Genomic DNA, 15,375 nt, shown 5'->3' on the forward strand with positions numbered 1-15,375 from the left:
ACTTTCGTTTGTGCTTGTCAACACATTTTTTGAAAGTTTTTTAAGAACTTTTTTGCGACGTTCTTTCTAACCTTCTCTGTGTCGGCGCGTTCATCAGAACGCTTAATCATAATATCACGCCTCCTGTAATCTGTCAATAGATTTTTTCACTTTTTTCGCAAATAGTTGATGGAATTGATTATATGATGAATTCTACCAGATATACTCTACTTTCTCCATAAAAGAAGCGCCGCAAAAAATATCTCCGCGGCGCCTTACCTATCTTACGTTTATGTAGCTGTCATGAGCCAAGACATGCAGGAGAATCGTGTCTGTCCTGCCGCCGTTCCTTACCGCCATGATTCAGCTTCTCCGATAAAGCCGCGGACGACGTTGGGGATTTCCAGGTCTTTCGTGCCTGCGCCGTAAGCCGTGATGTCATGGACAAAGGACTTGGGCCGGGGGCCGATATAGGAAGCCAGGGTCTTGACGAGGGCCGCGCCGGTCGGCGTGACGAGTTCGCCGCGGATGTCCGTAGCATAATAGGGAATGCCTGCCAGCAGTTCTGCCGTAGCCGGAGCCGGTACGGGCATAACGCCGTGGGCGCAGCGTACGAAGCCGCTGCCGACGTGGAGAGGCGACGCGCCGATTTGCTCTATGCCCAGATATTCGAGAGCCCAGGCAACGCCGACGATGTCCAGGATGCAGTCGACGGCCCCGACTTCATGGAAATGAATCTGGTCGACAGGCACGCCGTGAACCTTTGCCTCGGCTTTTGCCAGCTCGCCGAATACGGCGAGGCTTTTCGCCTTAACGCTGTCCGACAGCGGCGACGCTTCGATAATCGCCGTGATTTCCTGCAGGCCGCGGTGCTGGTGATGATGGTGATGGCCCGTCGTATCGACGAGATGCTCGTGGCTGTGCGAACCGTGCTGTTCGTGATGATGATGGTGCTCATGATCGTGCCCGCCGTCGTGCGCATGGTGATGACGTTCCGCATCAAGAATTACGTTGTAATAGACCGATTGAATTCCCAGCTTGGAAACGGATTCGCAGACGAGGGAATATCCTTCCAGCTTCAGCGAAGCCATGGCGTCCTGAAAGGCGTCGAAGGGCACGCCGGCCTGCAGAAGCATGCCGGTGAACATATTGCCGCTGATGCCGGAAAAACAATCGAGGTATAAGGTCTTCATGTATAATCTCCTTCCTGCCGCAAAGGGGCATCGCTATCGTCTTATTTCAATTCCTTATTCATCATGTCTACTGCCGCATCCAGCAGGGACAAGCCGATGACCGAGCCCATGCCCTGATCCGTATCCTGCCCCGTTTCAAAGAAGGCCTTGAGGCCCATCTTTTTCATCTGCATCTGATGAACCGGCTCGGCATATCGCGCCGAAGGGATGACGTAGTCGTCTACCTGAGAGCAGAGGGCCCGGCTGAGCAGTACGGCCGCTCCCGTCACCGCGTTGTCGAATACGACGAGGAGACGGCGCTGGGCCGCCGCCAATATGAGGCCGACCATGGCGGCGATATCGGGCGAGCCGGCGCGGCGCAGCAAATCCAGAGGATCGCCGGCATCCAGTCCCAGCCGGTCCATGAGGGCCGTCAGCTGCTCCAGCTTGCCCTGTGATTTCATATGGGACGGCAAGTCGTTCATAGAATCGCGGAAGAAGGCCGCTGTGAGGATAAAGGCCGTCAGCAGACCCCGTTCGCCGATATTGCCGAGGCCGAGGGCGTTGTAATGCTCGTCGGCCAGATTTTCTCCGATTTGCAGGCCGCTGAACATGGCGTCCAGCATCTGGTCTTCCGTCATGGCCGGCCCTTTGGCCCAAAAATGGCTGCCGTGCATGACCTTCAAGTCCTGAACGCCTTCCGATTCGGGAATATTCTGCTCCAGTCCCATATCCAGCAGCAACACGCCGGCTCCTATCTGATGGGCCACCTTGTTGATATGGCCCTTTCCGGCGGCGATTTCCAGCGCGGCGGCCTTGCTGCCCATGCCCTTCGTTTTATTTTCCCCGCCGTCGACGGCGTGGTCGGCGGCAAATAAGACGACGGCTTTTTTCAGCAGCGATGGCTGCAGCGTATCGGAGACGCCGGCAATACGGCCGGCCAAGTAAGTCAATTTCCCGTCCTGAGGGACGGCAAGGCTCGACAGCTTCGCGTAGCACTCGCCGGTCTTTTCCAGATTCAGGGGGCCGATACCGGCGATTACCTGTTCCAGCACACTATCCATTGCATACCTCCTGGTTACTCATTTTTGTCTATTATACCATAAAAGGACGGCTCTCCTGCAGAGAGTCGCCCCTTTTTATGCGGCTGAACAGTTTTATAATGCGCTGCCAAAGGCGTCCGTGTCGACGATCGCCTGCTTGAAGGCTTCTTTCGTCAGCGGAGACGGCACGCAGTTCCATTCCGTAATGGCCGGCGCTTTTTCGACGATCGCGTCGATTTCGTCGGCTTTGATATCCAAATCGGCCAACTTGACCGGATAGCCGGCTTTCTTGTAGAAGGCGGCTATCCGGTCGCGCAGTTCGAACTGCTTGTCGTACGTCAAGAGGACGAGTACGCCGAAGGATACGATTTCGCCGTGGAGATGGCCTTCTACGACCTGCGGCAGCACCGTCGACGAGTTGTAGAACAAGTGGGCGATAGACGAGTTATAATAGTATACGCCGTTGTGGCCTGTCGTGCAGTTGGAAACGAGGCCCGTGCTGATGATGATGTCCAATACGACCTGCTGCAGCTCATAGGTGACCTTCTTTTCCTTGAAGTCAGCCAAGGCTTTTTCACCGTATTCGAGAAGCGGTTCCGTGCAGACCTTGCCCAAAGCCCGGCCCAGGAGAACCGTATGGAAAATGTCGGCTGCGCGGCTGGCCAATTCGCTTTCGCATTCCTTGCTCATGGCGTCGCCGATGCCGGCCCAGAACAAGTCGAAGGGCGAGTCGGCGATGATGTCCATATTGATAAACGTATGGACCGGCGGCGTCGGCAGGTAGTAGTAACCGGCGAAGGATTTATCTTCGTTGTACATGACGGCGATGGCCGTAGACGGAGCGCAGTTCGAAGCGACCGTCGGGAAGGCGAAATAGGGCTTGCCGACTTTATCGGCTACGACCTTGCAGGTGTCGATAGCCCGGCCGCCGCCTACGCCGAAAATGAGGTCGGCATTTTTAACGGCGTCTTCAGCCATCAAGGCGTCTACCCGTTCGTACGTCGCGTCGTCGCCGTACCACAGCACGCCGAGAACTTCCAGATCGGTGTTTTTAATGGCGTCGAGGAGCGGCTTTTCCGCTTTGGACAAGGCCGTTTTGCCGCCGATAATGACGACTTTTTTGCCGAAAGGCTTCGTAACCTGGCCGATGGCATCGTAAGCGTTGGCGCCGATCGTAAAGGCCGGCAGCACCAGTGTGTAATCAGACTGAGACATAATTGTACCCCCTATACAAGTTATGTAAAATATAAATAAGTAATAGCTGAAGCCGTCATGCTATACGGCTCGAAAAAGTTAAAGCAGATATATTATACCACTGTCAGCAAAATCTGACTATTGGTAAACGAACATTATGTTTTTTTGTTTTCCTCCGGCGTATATTATCAATTGATATACATATCTGCATAAAATGATATTTTTTCATCACATACTACATATGACTTGTAACCTCTTTCATTATACTAGATAAGGCATGTATATTTGAGCCATTTTTTATTTTTTTTGTCACCAAAAGATTTTATTATCACCGGAGGACGAACTGTGCCCCTGCCCACCTTGAAATTTTAATCTTATTGATATATAGTTAGAGTCGGTTAAAGGGCTTGCTCTAGTAGGAATCATTATAGCAGTTCATTTCTCAAAAGCAGCCCTAAAATTTTAAAAGGAGGTTGTTTTTGTATGAACGGTTTGTATTTAGTTATTGTTTCTGCACTCGTGTTCGTACTGGCTTACCGCTTTTACGGCGCCTTCATCGCCGCTAAAGTATTGACGCTGAACCAGTACAAAGTCACGCCGGCATTCCGTTTCGAAGACGGCCACGACTATGTTCCGACGAACAAATACGTCGTATTCGGCCATCACTTCGCAGCTATCGCTGGCGCAGGCCCGCTCGTAGGCCCGGTTATTGCCGCTCAGTTCGGTTATTTGCCCGGCGCGTTGTGGATTCTTATCGGGGGCGTCCTCGCAGGGGCCGTACACGATATGGTTATCCTCTTCGCTTCCATGCGCTATGACGGCAAATCCATCGCCGAAATCGCAAAAGCGCAGATCGGCGACAAAATCGGCTTGGCTACGTCCTTCGCCGTATTGTTCCTGAATATCCTCGCTATGGCCGGTATGGCCGTCGTCGTCGTCAACGCCTTGCACGACAGCCCGTGGGGTACCTTCACCATCGGCATGACGATTCCTATTGCTATTCTCGTCGGCTTGTATCTGCAGTTCCTGCGCCCCGGCAAGATTCAGGAAGCTACGATCATCGGCGTCGTCCTCGTATTGCTCGCCGTCGTCGTAGGCCCGTCCGTCCAGGCTTCGCCGACATTGGCTCCTATCTTTACCATTAGCGCCAGAGGCGTCAGCATCGCCTTGATCCTCTACGGTTTCATCGCCGCTGCCCTCCCTGTATGGCTGCTCCTCGCTCCGCGCGATTATTTGTCCACGTACATGAAGATCGGTACGATCGGCGCCTTGGCCCTCGGCATCATCATCGTCGGCCCGAGCGTTGAAATGCCTGCCGTTACGCAGTTCTGCGCCGGCGGCGGCCCGGTTATTACCGGCCCGGTTCTTCCGTACATCTTCATCACTATCGCCTGCGGCGCTATTTCCGGCTTCCACTGCATGATTTCCACAGGCACGACGCCGAAAATGCTCATGAACGAACGCTCTATCCTCCCTGTAGGCTATGGCGCAATGCTTACAGAATCCTTCGTCGGCATGATGGCTTTGATCGCAGCCTGCGCTCTCCAGCCGGCCGACTACTTCGCTATTAACTCTACAGCCGCTCACTTCCAGGCTCTCGGCATGCAGGTCGTTGACCTCCCGATGCTGAACCAGATGGTCGGCGAAGACGTTGCCCATCGTCCCGGCGGCGCCGTTTCCTTGGCAGTCGGCATGGCTCATATCTTCTCCAGAATTCCTGGCCTCGACCACCTCATGAACTACTGGTACCACTTCTGCATCATGTTCGAAGCATTGTTCATCATGACGATCATCGATGCCGGTACTCGTGTCGGCCGTTACATGTTCCAGGAACTTATCGGCCGCGTATGGCCTAAGTTCGGCGATCCCCATTGGCTCCCCGGCGGCATCATCGCTTCCGCATTAGTATCCGGCGCTTGGGGTTACATCGTACTGCAGGGCAGCTTGTCCACGATTTGGCCTATCTTCGGCGTATCCAACCAGTTGCTGGCTATCATTACCTTGGCTATTTCTTCCGTCGTTATCTGCAGCATGGGCAAAGCCCGCTACGTTTGGGTAACAGGCTTCCCCTGGGCTTTTTTGACGGTCGTTATCTTCTGGGCAGACTTCCTCAACATGTTTGAAATCTATCTGCCTCAGGGCGAAATGCTCATGTTTACCGTTTCGGCCATCATGGCTATCCTGGTAATCATCATCAGCGTCGCTTCCCTCAAGAAGTGCATGTACCTGGCTAAGACCGTTCCTGCCAGCTACGATACTACAGCTACCGTAGAAGCAGAAGAACTGAAGCATTTGGAACAGCTCGTCGCTCAGCAGGACGACGAAGGCGCAAGAGCAAGACGCTTCAAAGAATTGACGATTGCTCATCATTAATTCGAAAATTTGCTTGTCATGTAAAAAGGCTGTCTCGTAAGAGGCAGCCTTTTTCTATATATGGTATAATGCAGTATATCCCTTGGCGGCCTGCCGGCGCAGACTGCCGCACACTGTACTGCAAGGAGATGTTTTTATGTCCGAATATATCTGCAACGATTGTCCCCGGCGCTGCGGCGTCGTCCGCAGCCAATACTACACGCCCCATGCGCCCATGGCCGGCTACTGCCATACGTCCCTGCAGCCCGTCGTAGCCAGGGCGGCCCTGCACTTCTGGGAAGAGCCCTGCATCAGCGGCACGCGGGGTTCGGGGACCGTATTTTTTACGAGCTGCAACCTGCGCTGCTGCTTCTGCCAAAACGCCTCTATCAGTACGGGCGGCACGGGCATTCCCATTACGGTAAAGCGGCTGCGCGAAATCTACGGCGAACTTATCGCGCAAGGAGCCCACAACATCAATCTCGTCACGCCGACGCCCTATACCTGGGCTGTCCGGCAGAGCCTGGAGCAGCCCCTGCCCGTTCCCGTCGTCTACAACTGCGGCGGCTATGAAGCGCCGGAAACCATTGACGCCTTACGAGGTAAGGTACAAATTTATCTGCCTGACCTGAAATACATGGATTCGGCTCTGGCCAAGCGCTACAGCGGCGCCGCCGACTATCCCCAGGCCGCGGCGGAAGCCATCCTGCGCATGTACGACCAGGTCGGCCCCTACGAGCTCGACGACGACGGCATCCTGCAGAAGGGCGTCATCATCCGCCACCTCATCCTGCCGGGCTGCGTCGAAAACACTAAGGCCGTCATCGACTGGGTGCGAAGCCATTTCGACGACGGACAAGTCCTGTTCAGCCTCATGCGCCAGTACGTCCCCTGCGGCAAAGCCGCCAACTATCCCGAAATCGACCGCTTCCTCACTGACGAAGAGTACGACGAAGCCGAACAGTACCTCTTCGACAGCGGCATCGAAGACGGCTTCGTCCAGGAAAAAGACAGCGCCAGCGAAACCTTCATTCCCAGCTTCTGCGGCGAAGGCGTGCTGAAATCGAAAAAAATATAATATTCAAACGCCCAACAAGCAGCATATCCTTATACTGCATTTATTAGAACTTCTTAAACAAACTAGATCGTCCTATATATGAATAAATACAAAAGGGAAAGGCTTCGTCATGCAGATAAAGCCTTTCCCTTAATGTATTTACATGTATAACTAAAAATATTTATTCTTTTATATCAACCCAATACACATTGGATTCATAGGCATTTAGCGCTTTAAAATCCAATGAGAGGTCTTTCTATTCTCTGAATCACGCTTAATCTTTCCTTGCTGCTTTAAACGAGTCAGCAGCGTCAATATCTTTTCTATTCACATGCCTTTATCACTTTTTCTATAAAGAGTAATACGGCGTGGCTGTTCGTCACGCCGCATTATTCGCATTTAGCTGTATATATTTCAGATTACTCTTCCATATCAAATACTTTCCCCGGATTGAGGATCAGATTCGGATCAAAGGCTTTTTTGACGGCTTTCATGAGGGCCAGGGCTGCCGGGTCCTCGTATTTGGCAAAGAGGGCCTTGCGCTTTTGGCCGATGCCGTGTTCACCGGAAATCTTGCCTCCCAAGGCGTAGACGGCGGCGCAGGCCGCATCTTCAAAGGCTTCTATCTTCGCAGCTTCTTCGTCGGCCGTAAAGCCGCGGCGAAGCACGTCGAGGTGCAGGTTGCCGTCGCCGGCATGGCTGACGCCGCGGAACTTGACGCCCTGCGCCTGCCCGATTCTTTCCAGCTCTATCAGCAGCTTTTCCAGCATATCCGGCGGCACGACGAAATCTTCCATGGCTGCGACAGGACATTCTGCTGCCGACGCTTCCGTAAAGGCCTTGCGGGCGTTCCACACCTTATCGGCGTCGGCGACGAAGATTTCCAAGGCTCCCTGAGCCCGGCAGATTTCATCGACGGCGACGCACATATCGTCTACGTCGTCTTCGCTCTTGCCATCGAGCTGAATGACCATGTAATTGCCCTTGTCCGAGTAGGGCTGCTTTTCGTCGAGGTACTGCTCGACGACGCGGATGACGGCGTTATCCATGCATTCAAGGCACGTCGGCTCAATACCGGCCTTGGGAAGAGCCGTTACGAGGGACAGGGCGCTTTCCACCGTCGGGAAGACGGCCAGAATATCTACGGTATATTTTGGCAAGGGAACGAGCTTTAAAGTCAGCTTCGTAATGATGCCTAAGGTTCCTTCGGAGCCGATGATGATTTTTTCCAGCGGATAGCCAGCCGTCACTTTTTTCAGCCGGCCGCCGAACTGGGCAATCTCTCCCGTCGGCGTCACGACTTCGATAGCGTATATCTGGTCCCGCGTCGTACCGTATTTCACGGCCCTGTTGCCGCCAGCGTTGGTCGCCGCGTTGCCGCCGATAAAGCAGCTGTCGCCGCTGCACGGATCGCCGGCATAGAGCAGGCCCTTCGATTTTGCCAGCGCCTGAAGCTCCGCCGTAATGACGCCGGGCTCGACGACCATGTACATCTTATCGGCGTCGAACTCGAGAATGCGGTTCATCCGTTCCGTACTCAGTATAATGCCGCCGAAATCATTGGTCACGGCGCCAAATTCCAGTCCCGTGCCGGCGCCGCGCGGGACGACGGGAATCCGTTCCCGATTGGCCAATTTCATGACCGCCGCCGTCTGCTCCGCCGTTTCCGGCAGTACGACGGCCTCGGGCAAATGGAAATATTCCCGTTCGACGCCTTCGTCTTTCTCGTAAGGAATCAGCTTATCCTTATCAGTATATACGTATTTTTCGCCGACAATCCCCTTCAATTCTTCTACTAAGGCCGGCGTAAGATGATGATACTCTTTCACTTCGTTCCCTCCCCGAAAAAATAAGCAGTTTACGTTATTATACCATATTGACGCCCTAATTTCCCCTTGCTATGATGATGTTAACGACTTCCATTCACACCTCGAGGCTCTTATGACAAAACACGTACTAACAGAAGAATTAATTTACGAAATACTCTCAGTCGTCGCCGAAATCCCTGCCGGCTCCGTTGCTTCGTACGGCCAAATCGCCCGGCTCATCGGCCGCGATCGCAACGCCCGGCTCATCGGCAAGGTCCTGTCCATGGCCCAATACTACGGCAAATACCCCTGCCACCGCGTCGTAAACAGCGCCGGCCGTACTGCGCCGGGATGGGCCAGGCAGCGGGTTCTGCTGGAGCAGGAAGGCGTGCAGTTCAAACCTAACCGCTGCGTCGACATGAAGCGATATCAATGGGAGTATTAATCAACAGCCTCATCAGCATAAACGAAGGGCTTGCCGCATCCAATACATGAGCGGCAAGCCCTTTGCTGCAGTTGTATTCAATTATAAAAACAGTCCCCGCATAAAGGGCACGAAGAAGGGCTCGTAAATGAGCCGCAGGAAGGCGAATACGGCAAAGCCGATCGTACCACCGACGAGAGCGCCGTTGATGCGAATCCAGGCCAAATCTTCGCCGACCTTGCTTTCCAGGAAGGCGTTGAACTTTCTCTTGTCGAAGCCCGTCAGCACGTCTCGGACGGCTACGGCGATGAGCGAGTGCTCGTGTTCCAGGATGACGTTGCAGGCCCGGCGGATCTGTTCGTCCAGCCAATCTTTGATTTCCGGATGAGCGCTGCAGTATTCGACATAGCGCAGGAATTGTTCTTCCAGCAAATCCTTCAGCTCTTCTTTTCCCTTATCGCCTTGGGTAAAGTAGTCCTTGGCCGAACGCTGCGTCGCGCTGAGCCACTTTTCAATAGGCAGGGAATCGACAAACTGGTCCTGCCAGTTCTGCACGCCGTAAGCCAGCTGGCCGTTCATCGAATACAAGAACAATTCAAACTTGCGGCACAGCCATTCACGCTGTTCCCCTTCGGCCTGTTCCCACTGGTCCAGCCAGGAGATGATGCCTTTTTTGATGTCCTTGGCAATTTTCCGCGTGTCGACGACGCCGATAAACTTGTTAATCGTAATGATGGATACGGTCGAATGCTTCGATTCTTCCATCCACTGCTGAATGAGCTTATCCAGGAGGGCGTCGAAATCGTCGCTGCGCACCAGCTCGCGGCCCAAGCCGACGGCATCGTTGAACATATGGCTGTTCGGGTCTTCCAGCAGCGATATGAGACGATCCTGGAAGAAGCTGACCAACGGCTGCCGTTTCAAATACTGGCGGATATGATCGGCGATGGATTCCTGCGTGCTGCCCTTCTGGGCGTGGTTATAGGCGCGCTGGGCTACTTCATACAAGAGAGCGCGGAATTTTTCCCGGCCGCCGGGGCTGCGAAGCCAGCCGATAAACTTATCCATAAAGGATATCTGATATAACTTGTCCTGCCACATGTTGGGCTGGAGCAGTTTTTCCGAAATGATCTTCGTAATGCTGTCGATAATCTGCGTACGGTTGCGGTACAGCAGCTCCGTATGATAGGGGAAGCCCAGGGGCTTATCGAACAGCGCCGTAACGGCAAACCAGTCGGCAATACTGCCGATGAGGGCCGACTGAATGACGAAAAACAGCAGTTCTTCCCACAAGGTTACGTCGTGGGTATACCACCACCAGAAGATGGCCAGAAAGCAGAGAAAGGACAAGGCCAAAATAGCGTTGGCCCGCTGGCGATATGTCATACTATACGCCTCCTTTCACGGCATACATGACGAGATAGATGACGGCGCCGAGAATTGCGCCGACGAGAGAACCGTTGACGCGAATCATCTGCAAATCGTACCAGACGCTGCTTTCCAGCTGCTGCGCCAGATAATTTCCGTCGTATTTCATGATTTCCTGTTCTGCCGTCTTGCCGAACCATACCTGGAGCCGCTTCAATTCGCGGGCGGCGAAGGCCAAAGCCGTGCGGTTCATCTGTTCCACCTGATCGGGGCTTTGCCGCCACCGTTCCAGCTTGCCGATGACGTATTTTGCCGCGACGGTGCAGACGCGCTTCTGCCGTTCCGGCGTCTGTACGTACCGCTGCCAAGCTTCCTTCGTGTCGGGACGGGTAACCAGGCTCTGATACATGCGGTTCTTGTAGCTGTCGATGCGTTCATGCCATTCGCCGTTAAACTCGATGCGTTCCGTTTGCTTCCACAAGTAATTCAGGGCCTGCTTGCGCTGCGGCGAATCTTCCCGCTTCGCGTCGTCCAGCAGGCTGAGGCATTTTTCCTGCAATTTTTCGGCGACGTGCTCCGGCCGGAACATGTCCATCTTGAGGGCCGCTTTGATGGCCCATTCAAAGAGGAAATTCCGTTCGGCATACTGCTGCAGGGACGCTTCGTAAATTTCACCGATGTACTTTTTCATCGTATCGCTCTTGACGAGTATTTCCAGATGAAGGATCATGAAATCGAGAAAATCCTTCCCCGATTCGCCGCGCAGGCCGATCTTAATAGCCCGGCTCATGATGGGGGCCAAATCGATTTTTTCAATAGCCTGGCCGCCGACGCCGGAAAAGGCCTTGACGACGATTTTCATGTCGACGGTGTACAAAAACGTATTGAGGATTTGCCCAAATACGCGTTCCGCTGACTGAAAGCCCTTCTCCGTGTGGAGATACTCAAGGGTCGCTCCCAATATCGGATGATGCTTCAGCACGTTGTACATATTGGGCACCGTCAGGATTTCGCTTTCAATCATGTGACGGGCCATTTCGGCGATCCGTTCCTTGCTGTTCGGAATCAGGGCCGTCTTAAAGGAAATGCCCAAGGGCCGCCGGAACAGAGCCGTTACGGCATACCAGTCAGCCAGGCCGCCGATCAGGGCCGCTCCGGCCAAATGGGTCAATAACCCGCCCCAGAAGAAGTCCTGGAACGGATACGCCAGCAGCAGGATAATCGCCGCCGCCGCCAGTATATAATTGGCAATCTGACTGCGTTTAGGCTGCGCCGCCGTGTGTAATTCAGTCATGCTATACCTCCTCTGCGCTTCCAGTATATGCAGATATTGCTGCCTTATCGAACTGTCGTTTCCTCGCCTTTGCGGGACGGTATCCACAAGGGGACGCCGCCATAGGCCGCCTTAAAGTCAGGCGACGGCGACCAGACCGTTCCAAAATGATGCATAGAAACTAACAGCTTATTCACATGCACCTTGTCTAAAAATCCTTTTACGCCCCATTCGCGCGCTCCTTCCAGCCGCGCGTCTACGGGGAAAAAGGCAACGTCTACAGACAGGCCGGCCAGTTTCTTCATTTCCCGGTCGAAATTGCCCTTCGCTTCGGCGTTGTTTTCGTCCGTGTCGCCCAGCCAGTGCCACCAGTTGAGGTCGCCGGCATGGAAGATGGAAAATCCGTCCGTTTCCACAAAAAAAGAACCGCCTTCGTCTGTAGAGCCATACTGGGTAATCGTTGCGTCTTCCATATGTATTGTATCATATAAACGCATAGTTTGCATTTTTTTTTACGTCTACATCTTCCAGCGTCACGCCGTCGTTGAGAATATAATGGGCCGTATGGGCGGCGAAGTCGGCAATGCGGGGATTGAAGTGGTCTTCATGCCAGTGGGTGACGAAAAACCATAGGGGCTTATCCCCTTTCGCATAGGATTCCACCTTTCCTGCCGGATCCTTAAAGTAGTCGAATACCAGCACTTTTGTATCCGTTTCAACGGCAAAGCCGCTGTGGGCTAAAAACGTAATGTTTAATCCTGTCATATCTATTCCTCCTTGCTGTACGTAAATTCCATAGGTATTATCATGAGGCTATTATATTATTATACCATTAATTGCGCCTGTTCTTGAAGGCTTGCAGCGACATTATCTTCATTTTCTCCAGATTTCTCCAACCCATCCTCTCATGGATATGACTAAGAAGAATATGTTTCGTTTTGTTTATGTCCGATTCGCAAAGGCGAGTACCAAAATAGTCATAGATGAGGTATAATAAGAAGTAATGTACTCGTGATTCAGGAGGATTATGGTATGGCTGAAAAAGCACAAATTTTAATTGTCGAAGATGAAAAACAAATTGCTCGTTTTCTTCAGATGGAGCTCGAACACGAAGGCTACGAGTGCGGCATCGAAACGAACGGAGCCGCGGCGCTGGACCGCATCGGCCAGGATCATTTCGATTTGATTTTACTGGACGTCATGCTTCCCGACATCGACGGCCTGACGATCTGCCGCCGGACCCGCGAACTATCCAACGTCCCCATCATGATGCTGTCGGCAAAGGACGACGTCGAAACGAAGGTCGCCAGCCTGGACTTAGGAGCCAACGACTATCTGACGAAGCCCTTCAACAGCAAGGAATTATTCGCCCGCATCCGCGTGCTCCTGCGCGAACGGGACTATAAGCCGGCTGACGAAAACTTCCTGCAGCTCCAGGACATGATGCTGTATTTGGACCGCCACGAAGTCGTCATCGGCACGCAGAAAATCATTTTGACGAAGAAAGAATTTGAACTCTTGTCCTATTTAATCCGCAATAAAAACATCGTGCTGACCAGAGACCGCATCGTAGAAGAAGTATGGGGATACGATTATATTGGCGACACGAACGTCGTCGACGTGTATATCCGCTATATTCGCAGCAAGCTCGGCAAGGAAAAAGGACGGGAATACATTCAGACCATCCGCGGAGTAGGATATGTGGCAAAGGATTAAACAGGCAATACTGCAGCATCCGACCTTCGCGCCCCTGCCGCTCTTCGCCAAAATGGTGCTCCTCTATTCTTCCATCGTATTCTTTATCCTCATCGTCGTATCGGTCATCACCGTCGCCAGCATTCATTACATCATGAACGACTCCATTAAAGAGGATTTGGAATCGAGCGCGCAAAACACCGTAGCCTATTTGGATTCGTACGGCAAAGTCGACTCTTCCGTCTTCGTCCGGTCCAATCTACCCAATTTCGTTACCCTGCAAATTTACAACGGCGCCGGCAAATTGGTTTTGGATAATTGCCCGACTCATACGATAAAAAAATTGAGCGACCGCCATATCGACGAGGATATTCAGGATAAAACGGTAAACGCCCTGCCGACGACGATACAGGGCAGCGAAACGACGGAGTTTTCCTATTACAAAAAATGGGACGGCGACGACGGCAAGAGCTACTACCTGCGGTTCTCCCGCCAGCCTGATAAGGAAAACGACTTCATTACCCTGCTGTCCAAGCAGCTGCTGGCGTCTATCCTCATCTGCTTGGCCCTGACCGTTCTGACCGGCATGTACCTGATGAAAAAGTCCCTAGCGCCGCTGCGCATCATCAACGACACGCTGGAAACCATTGAGGTCAACCAGCTCGATAACCGCATTACCCTGTCAGATAACCGCAACGAGCTGCACGACTTAGCCGTTACGATCAACCAGGCCTTAGACCGCATCGAATACGGCTATAAACAGCAGCAGCAATTTATCAGCGACGCGTCTCACGAGCTGCGCACGCCGATTACCGTCATCGCCGGCTACGCGGACCTGCTGGACCGCTGGGGAAAAAACGACCCTGCCGTGCTGCAGGAAAGCATTACGACCATCAAGCAGGAAACGGAATACATGCGCCAGCTCATCGAGCGCCTGTTGTTCTTCGCCCGCACGAATAGCGGCACGCTGAAGAAGCACTTCGCCGACATCAACACGGCTAAGCTGCTCCAGGATGTGTACAACGAAGTGACCCTGCTGGATCATGACCATAAAATCACGATTGTGGAAAACGACGAAGCGACGATTTATGCCGAGCCGGGCAGCGTAAAGCAAATGCTGCGAATCTTCGTCGACAACGCAGTCAAATACACGCCTGCCGGCGGAAACATCACCCTGTCCTGCCGCCGCGACGGCGACAACGTATACTATTCCGTATCGGACACGGGCATCGGCATTCCCGAAAAGGATATCGACAGGGTATTTGAACGATTTTACCGCGTCGAACAATCCCGGGCCAAAGAAACAGGCGGCTCTGGCCTAGGCTTATCCATTGCCCAATATATCGCAAAAGGGAATAACGCTGAACTTTCGCTGAAAAGCAAATTAAATGAAGGCACGACGATTTCTGTTATATTTCCCGTAAAAAAAGAAGAAGAAGAAATGGCTGAAGAGTAAAGATTACCCCCGCTGTCTCTAAAAACAAGACAGCGGGGGTAATTTATGTTTCGCGTCGTGTTTATCTGTTTAGGGTATCGTCATCAAAGCTTCGAATCGGCAGCCTTTGCCACATGAGCCTGCCATCCTTCTATCTTATTTGCCCCGATTCGAAGTAAGCGAATCACTCCCGTTTGCGCGTCGCTTCGCTCCTTCAAACGGTGTTCCCTGCTTATGCTTACTCTAGGAACCTGGAAGGATAGAAAGCCGCACATATACAAAAAAAGAACGCATACATAATGTATACGTCTCCTGCTGACGGTCGTCGCACCTATCAGTCGGATCTGCACACATGAATACTTCTTCATGACATGTTCTGCTCACGCACGGACCCGACATAAGTGACTCACACTCGTTTGCGCGTCGCTTTCGCTCCTTCAAACGAGGTTCGCTACTTATCCCAGGGCTTGCCCTGGGTAGATGGGAGGTCGTTGTATACAAAAAGAGAGCAGTGCCAATGCACTGCTCTCTTTTTGTAATCAGCGGCTTCCTATCCTCCCAGGGGGCCTCCCCCC

At 52.9% G+C, this 15,375-nt stretch carries 11 protein-coding genes and 1 pseudogene; 5 read left to right on the plus strand and 7 right to left on the minus strand.

The features are described 5' to 3' along the window. Positions 1-329 precede the first annotated feature (329 nt). From OCV58_RS11305 to OCV58_RS11315, 3 genes are all read right to left on the minus strand, one after another. On the minus strand, positions 330-1,172 hold the full coding sequence (locus OCV58_RS11305) for a nickel pincer cofactor biosynthesis protein LarC (RefSeq protein ID WP_154877899.1): 843 nt from the start codon (positions 1,170-1,172) through the stop codon (positions 330-332). A gap of 41 nt (positions 1,173-1,213) precedes the next feature. Continuing rightward, positions 1,214-2,215: a nicotinate-nucleotide--dimethylbenzimidazole phosphoribosyltransferase gene (locus OCV58_RS11310; protein ID WP_154877900.1), complete on the minus strand. Its 1,002-nt coding sequence runs from the start codon at positions 2,213-2,215 to the stop codon at positions 1,214-1,216. A gap of 93 nt (positions 2,216-2,308) precedes the next feature. Further along, positions 2,309-3,409, minus strand: a complete 1,101-nt coding sequence (locus OCV58_RS11315) for an iron-containing alcohol dehydrogenase family protein (protein ID WP_087478789.1) — start codon at positions 3,407-3,409, stop codon at positions 2,309-2,311. A gap of 462 nt (positions 3,410-3,871) precedes the next feature. On the opposite strand from OCV58_RS11315, the gene OCV58_RS11320 reads away from it, so the two are divergent. Together OCV58_RS11320 and OCV58_RS11325 are read left to right on the plus strand one after the other, a co-directional pair. Next, positions 3,872-5,761, plus strand: coding sequence for a carbon starvation CstA family protein (locus OCV58_RS11320; protein WP_154877901.1), 1,890 nt, complete (start codon positions 3,872-3,874; stop codon positions 5,759-5,761). 136 nt (positions 5,762-5,897) lie between these two features. Continuing rightward, positions 5,898-6,818: a radical SAM protein gene (locus tag OCV58_RS11325; protein WP_154877902.1), complete on the plus strand. Its 921-nt coding sequence runs from the start codon at positions 5,898-5,900 to the stop codon at positions 6,816-6,818. A gap of 398 nt (positions 6,819-7,216) precedes the next feature. Here the strand turns inward: OCV58_RS11325 and OCV58_RS11330 are convergent, their stop codons facing one another. After that, complete coding sequence (locus OCV58_RS11330; RefSeq protein WP_107196136.1) at positions 7,217-8,626, minus strand: FAD-binding oxidoreductase; 1,410 nt, start codon at positions 8,624-8,626, stop codon at positions 7,217-7,219. A gap of 112 nt (positions 8,627-8,738) precedes the next feature. Between OCV58_RS11330 and OCV58_RS11335 the strand changes: the two genes are divergently transcribed. After that, a complete protein-coding gene (locus OCV58_RS11335) occupies positions 8,739-9,050 on the plus strand; it encodes an MGMT family protein (protein WP_154877903.1) in 312 nt (103 codons plus the stop codon). An 81-nt stretch (positions 9,051-9,131) separates the two neighbouring features. Here the strand turns inward: OCV58_RS11335 and OCV58_RS11340 are convergent, their stop codons facing one another. The 3 genes and pseudogenes from OCV58_RS11340 to OCV58_RS11350 form a co-directional block, all read right to left on the minus strand. Next, entirely contained in the window at positions 9,132-10,415 is a 1,284-nt protein-coding gene (locus tag OCV58_RS11340; RefSeq protein WP_154877904.1) for a DUF445 domain-containing protein, read from the minus strand. Between the two features lies 1 nt (position 10,416). Further along, positions 10,417-11,691, minus strand: coding sequence for a DUF445 domain-containing protein (locus OCV58_RS11345; RefSeq protein ID WP_087478783.1), 1,275 nt, complete (start codon positions 11,689-11,691; stop codon positions 10,417-10,419). A 44-nt stretch (positions 11,692-11,735) separates the two neighbouring features. After that, positions 11,736-12,435, minus strand: a pseudogene (locus OCV58_RS11350) (MBL fold metallo-hydrolase). A gap of 267 nt (positions 12,436-12,702) precedes the next feature. On the opposite strand from OCV58_RS11350, the gene OCV58_RS11355 reads away from it, so the two are divergent. Beyond that, positions 12,703-13,386, plus strand: a complete 684-nt coding sequence (locus tag OCV58_RS11355) for a response regulator transcription factor (protein ID WP_087478781.1) — start codon at positions 12,703-12,705, stop codon at positions 13,384-13,386. Continuing rightward, positions 13,370-14,821 (plus strand): sensor histidine kinase, encoded by a 1,452-nt coding sequence (locus OCV58_RS11360; RefSeq protein ID WP_154877905.1) that lies wholly within the window; start codon positions 13,370-13,372, stop codon positions 14,819-14,821. Before OCV58_RS11355 ends, OCV58_RS11360 begins: the two co-directional genes overlap by 17 nt. Positions 14,822-15,375: the final 554 nt, after the last annotated feature.

The sequence above is a fragment of the Megasphaera stantonii genome (assembly GCF_025567065.1).
Classification (GTDB): Bacteria; Bacillota; Negativicutes; order Veillonellales; family Megasphaeraceae; genus Megasphaera; species Megasphaera stantonii.

What these genes read in the sequence shown, in the direction of transcription:
- OCV58_RS11345 (WP_087478783.1), bottom strand. Translation starts at nt 11,691, where the DNA reads ATGACTGAATTACACACGGCGGCGCAGCCTAAACGCAGTCAGATTGCC.
- OCV58_RS11325 (WP_154877902.1), top strand. Translation starts at nt 5,898, where the DNA reads ATGTCCGAATATATCTGCAACGATTGTCCCCGGCGCTGCGGCGTCGTC.
- OCV58_RS11360 (WP_154877905.1), top strand. Translation starts at nt 13,370, where the DNA reads ATGTGGCAAAGGATTAAACAGGCAATACTGCAGCATCCGACCTTCGCG.
- OCV58_RS11315 (WP_087478789.1), bottom strand. Translation starts at nt 3,409, where the DNA reads ATGTCTCAGTCTGATTACACACTGGTGCTGCCGGCCTTTACGATCGGC.
- OCV58_RS11340 (WP_154877904.1), bottom strand. Translation starts at nt 10,415, where the DNA reads ATGACATATCGCCAGCGGGCCAACGCTATTTTGGCCTTGTCCTTTCTC.
- OCV58_RS11335 (WP_154877903.1), top strand. Translation starts at nt 8,739, where the DNA reads ATGACAAAACACGTACTAACAGAAGAATTAATTTACGAAATACTCTCA.
- OCV58_RS11305 (WP_154877899.1), bottom strand. Translation starts at nt 1,172, where the DNA reads ATGAAGACCTTATACCTCGATTGTTTTTCCGGCATCAGCGGCAATATG.
- OCV58_RS11320 (WP_154877901.1), top strand. Translation starts at nt 3,872, where the DNA reads ATGAACGGTTTGTATTTAGTTATTGTTTCTGCACTCGTGTTCGTACTG.
- OCV58_RS11355 (WP_087478781.1), top strand. Translation starts at nt 12,703, where the DNA reads ATGGCTGAAAAAGCACAAATTTTAATTGTCGAAGATGAAAAACAAATT.
- OCV58_RS11310 (WP_154877900.1), bottom strand. Translation starts at nt 2,215, where the DNA reads ATGGATAGTGTGCTGGAACAGGTAATCGCCGGTATCGGCCCCCTGAAT.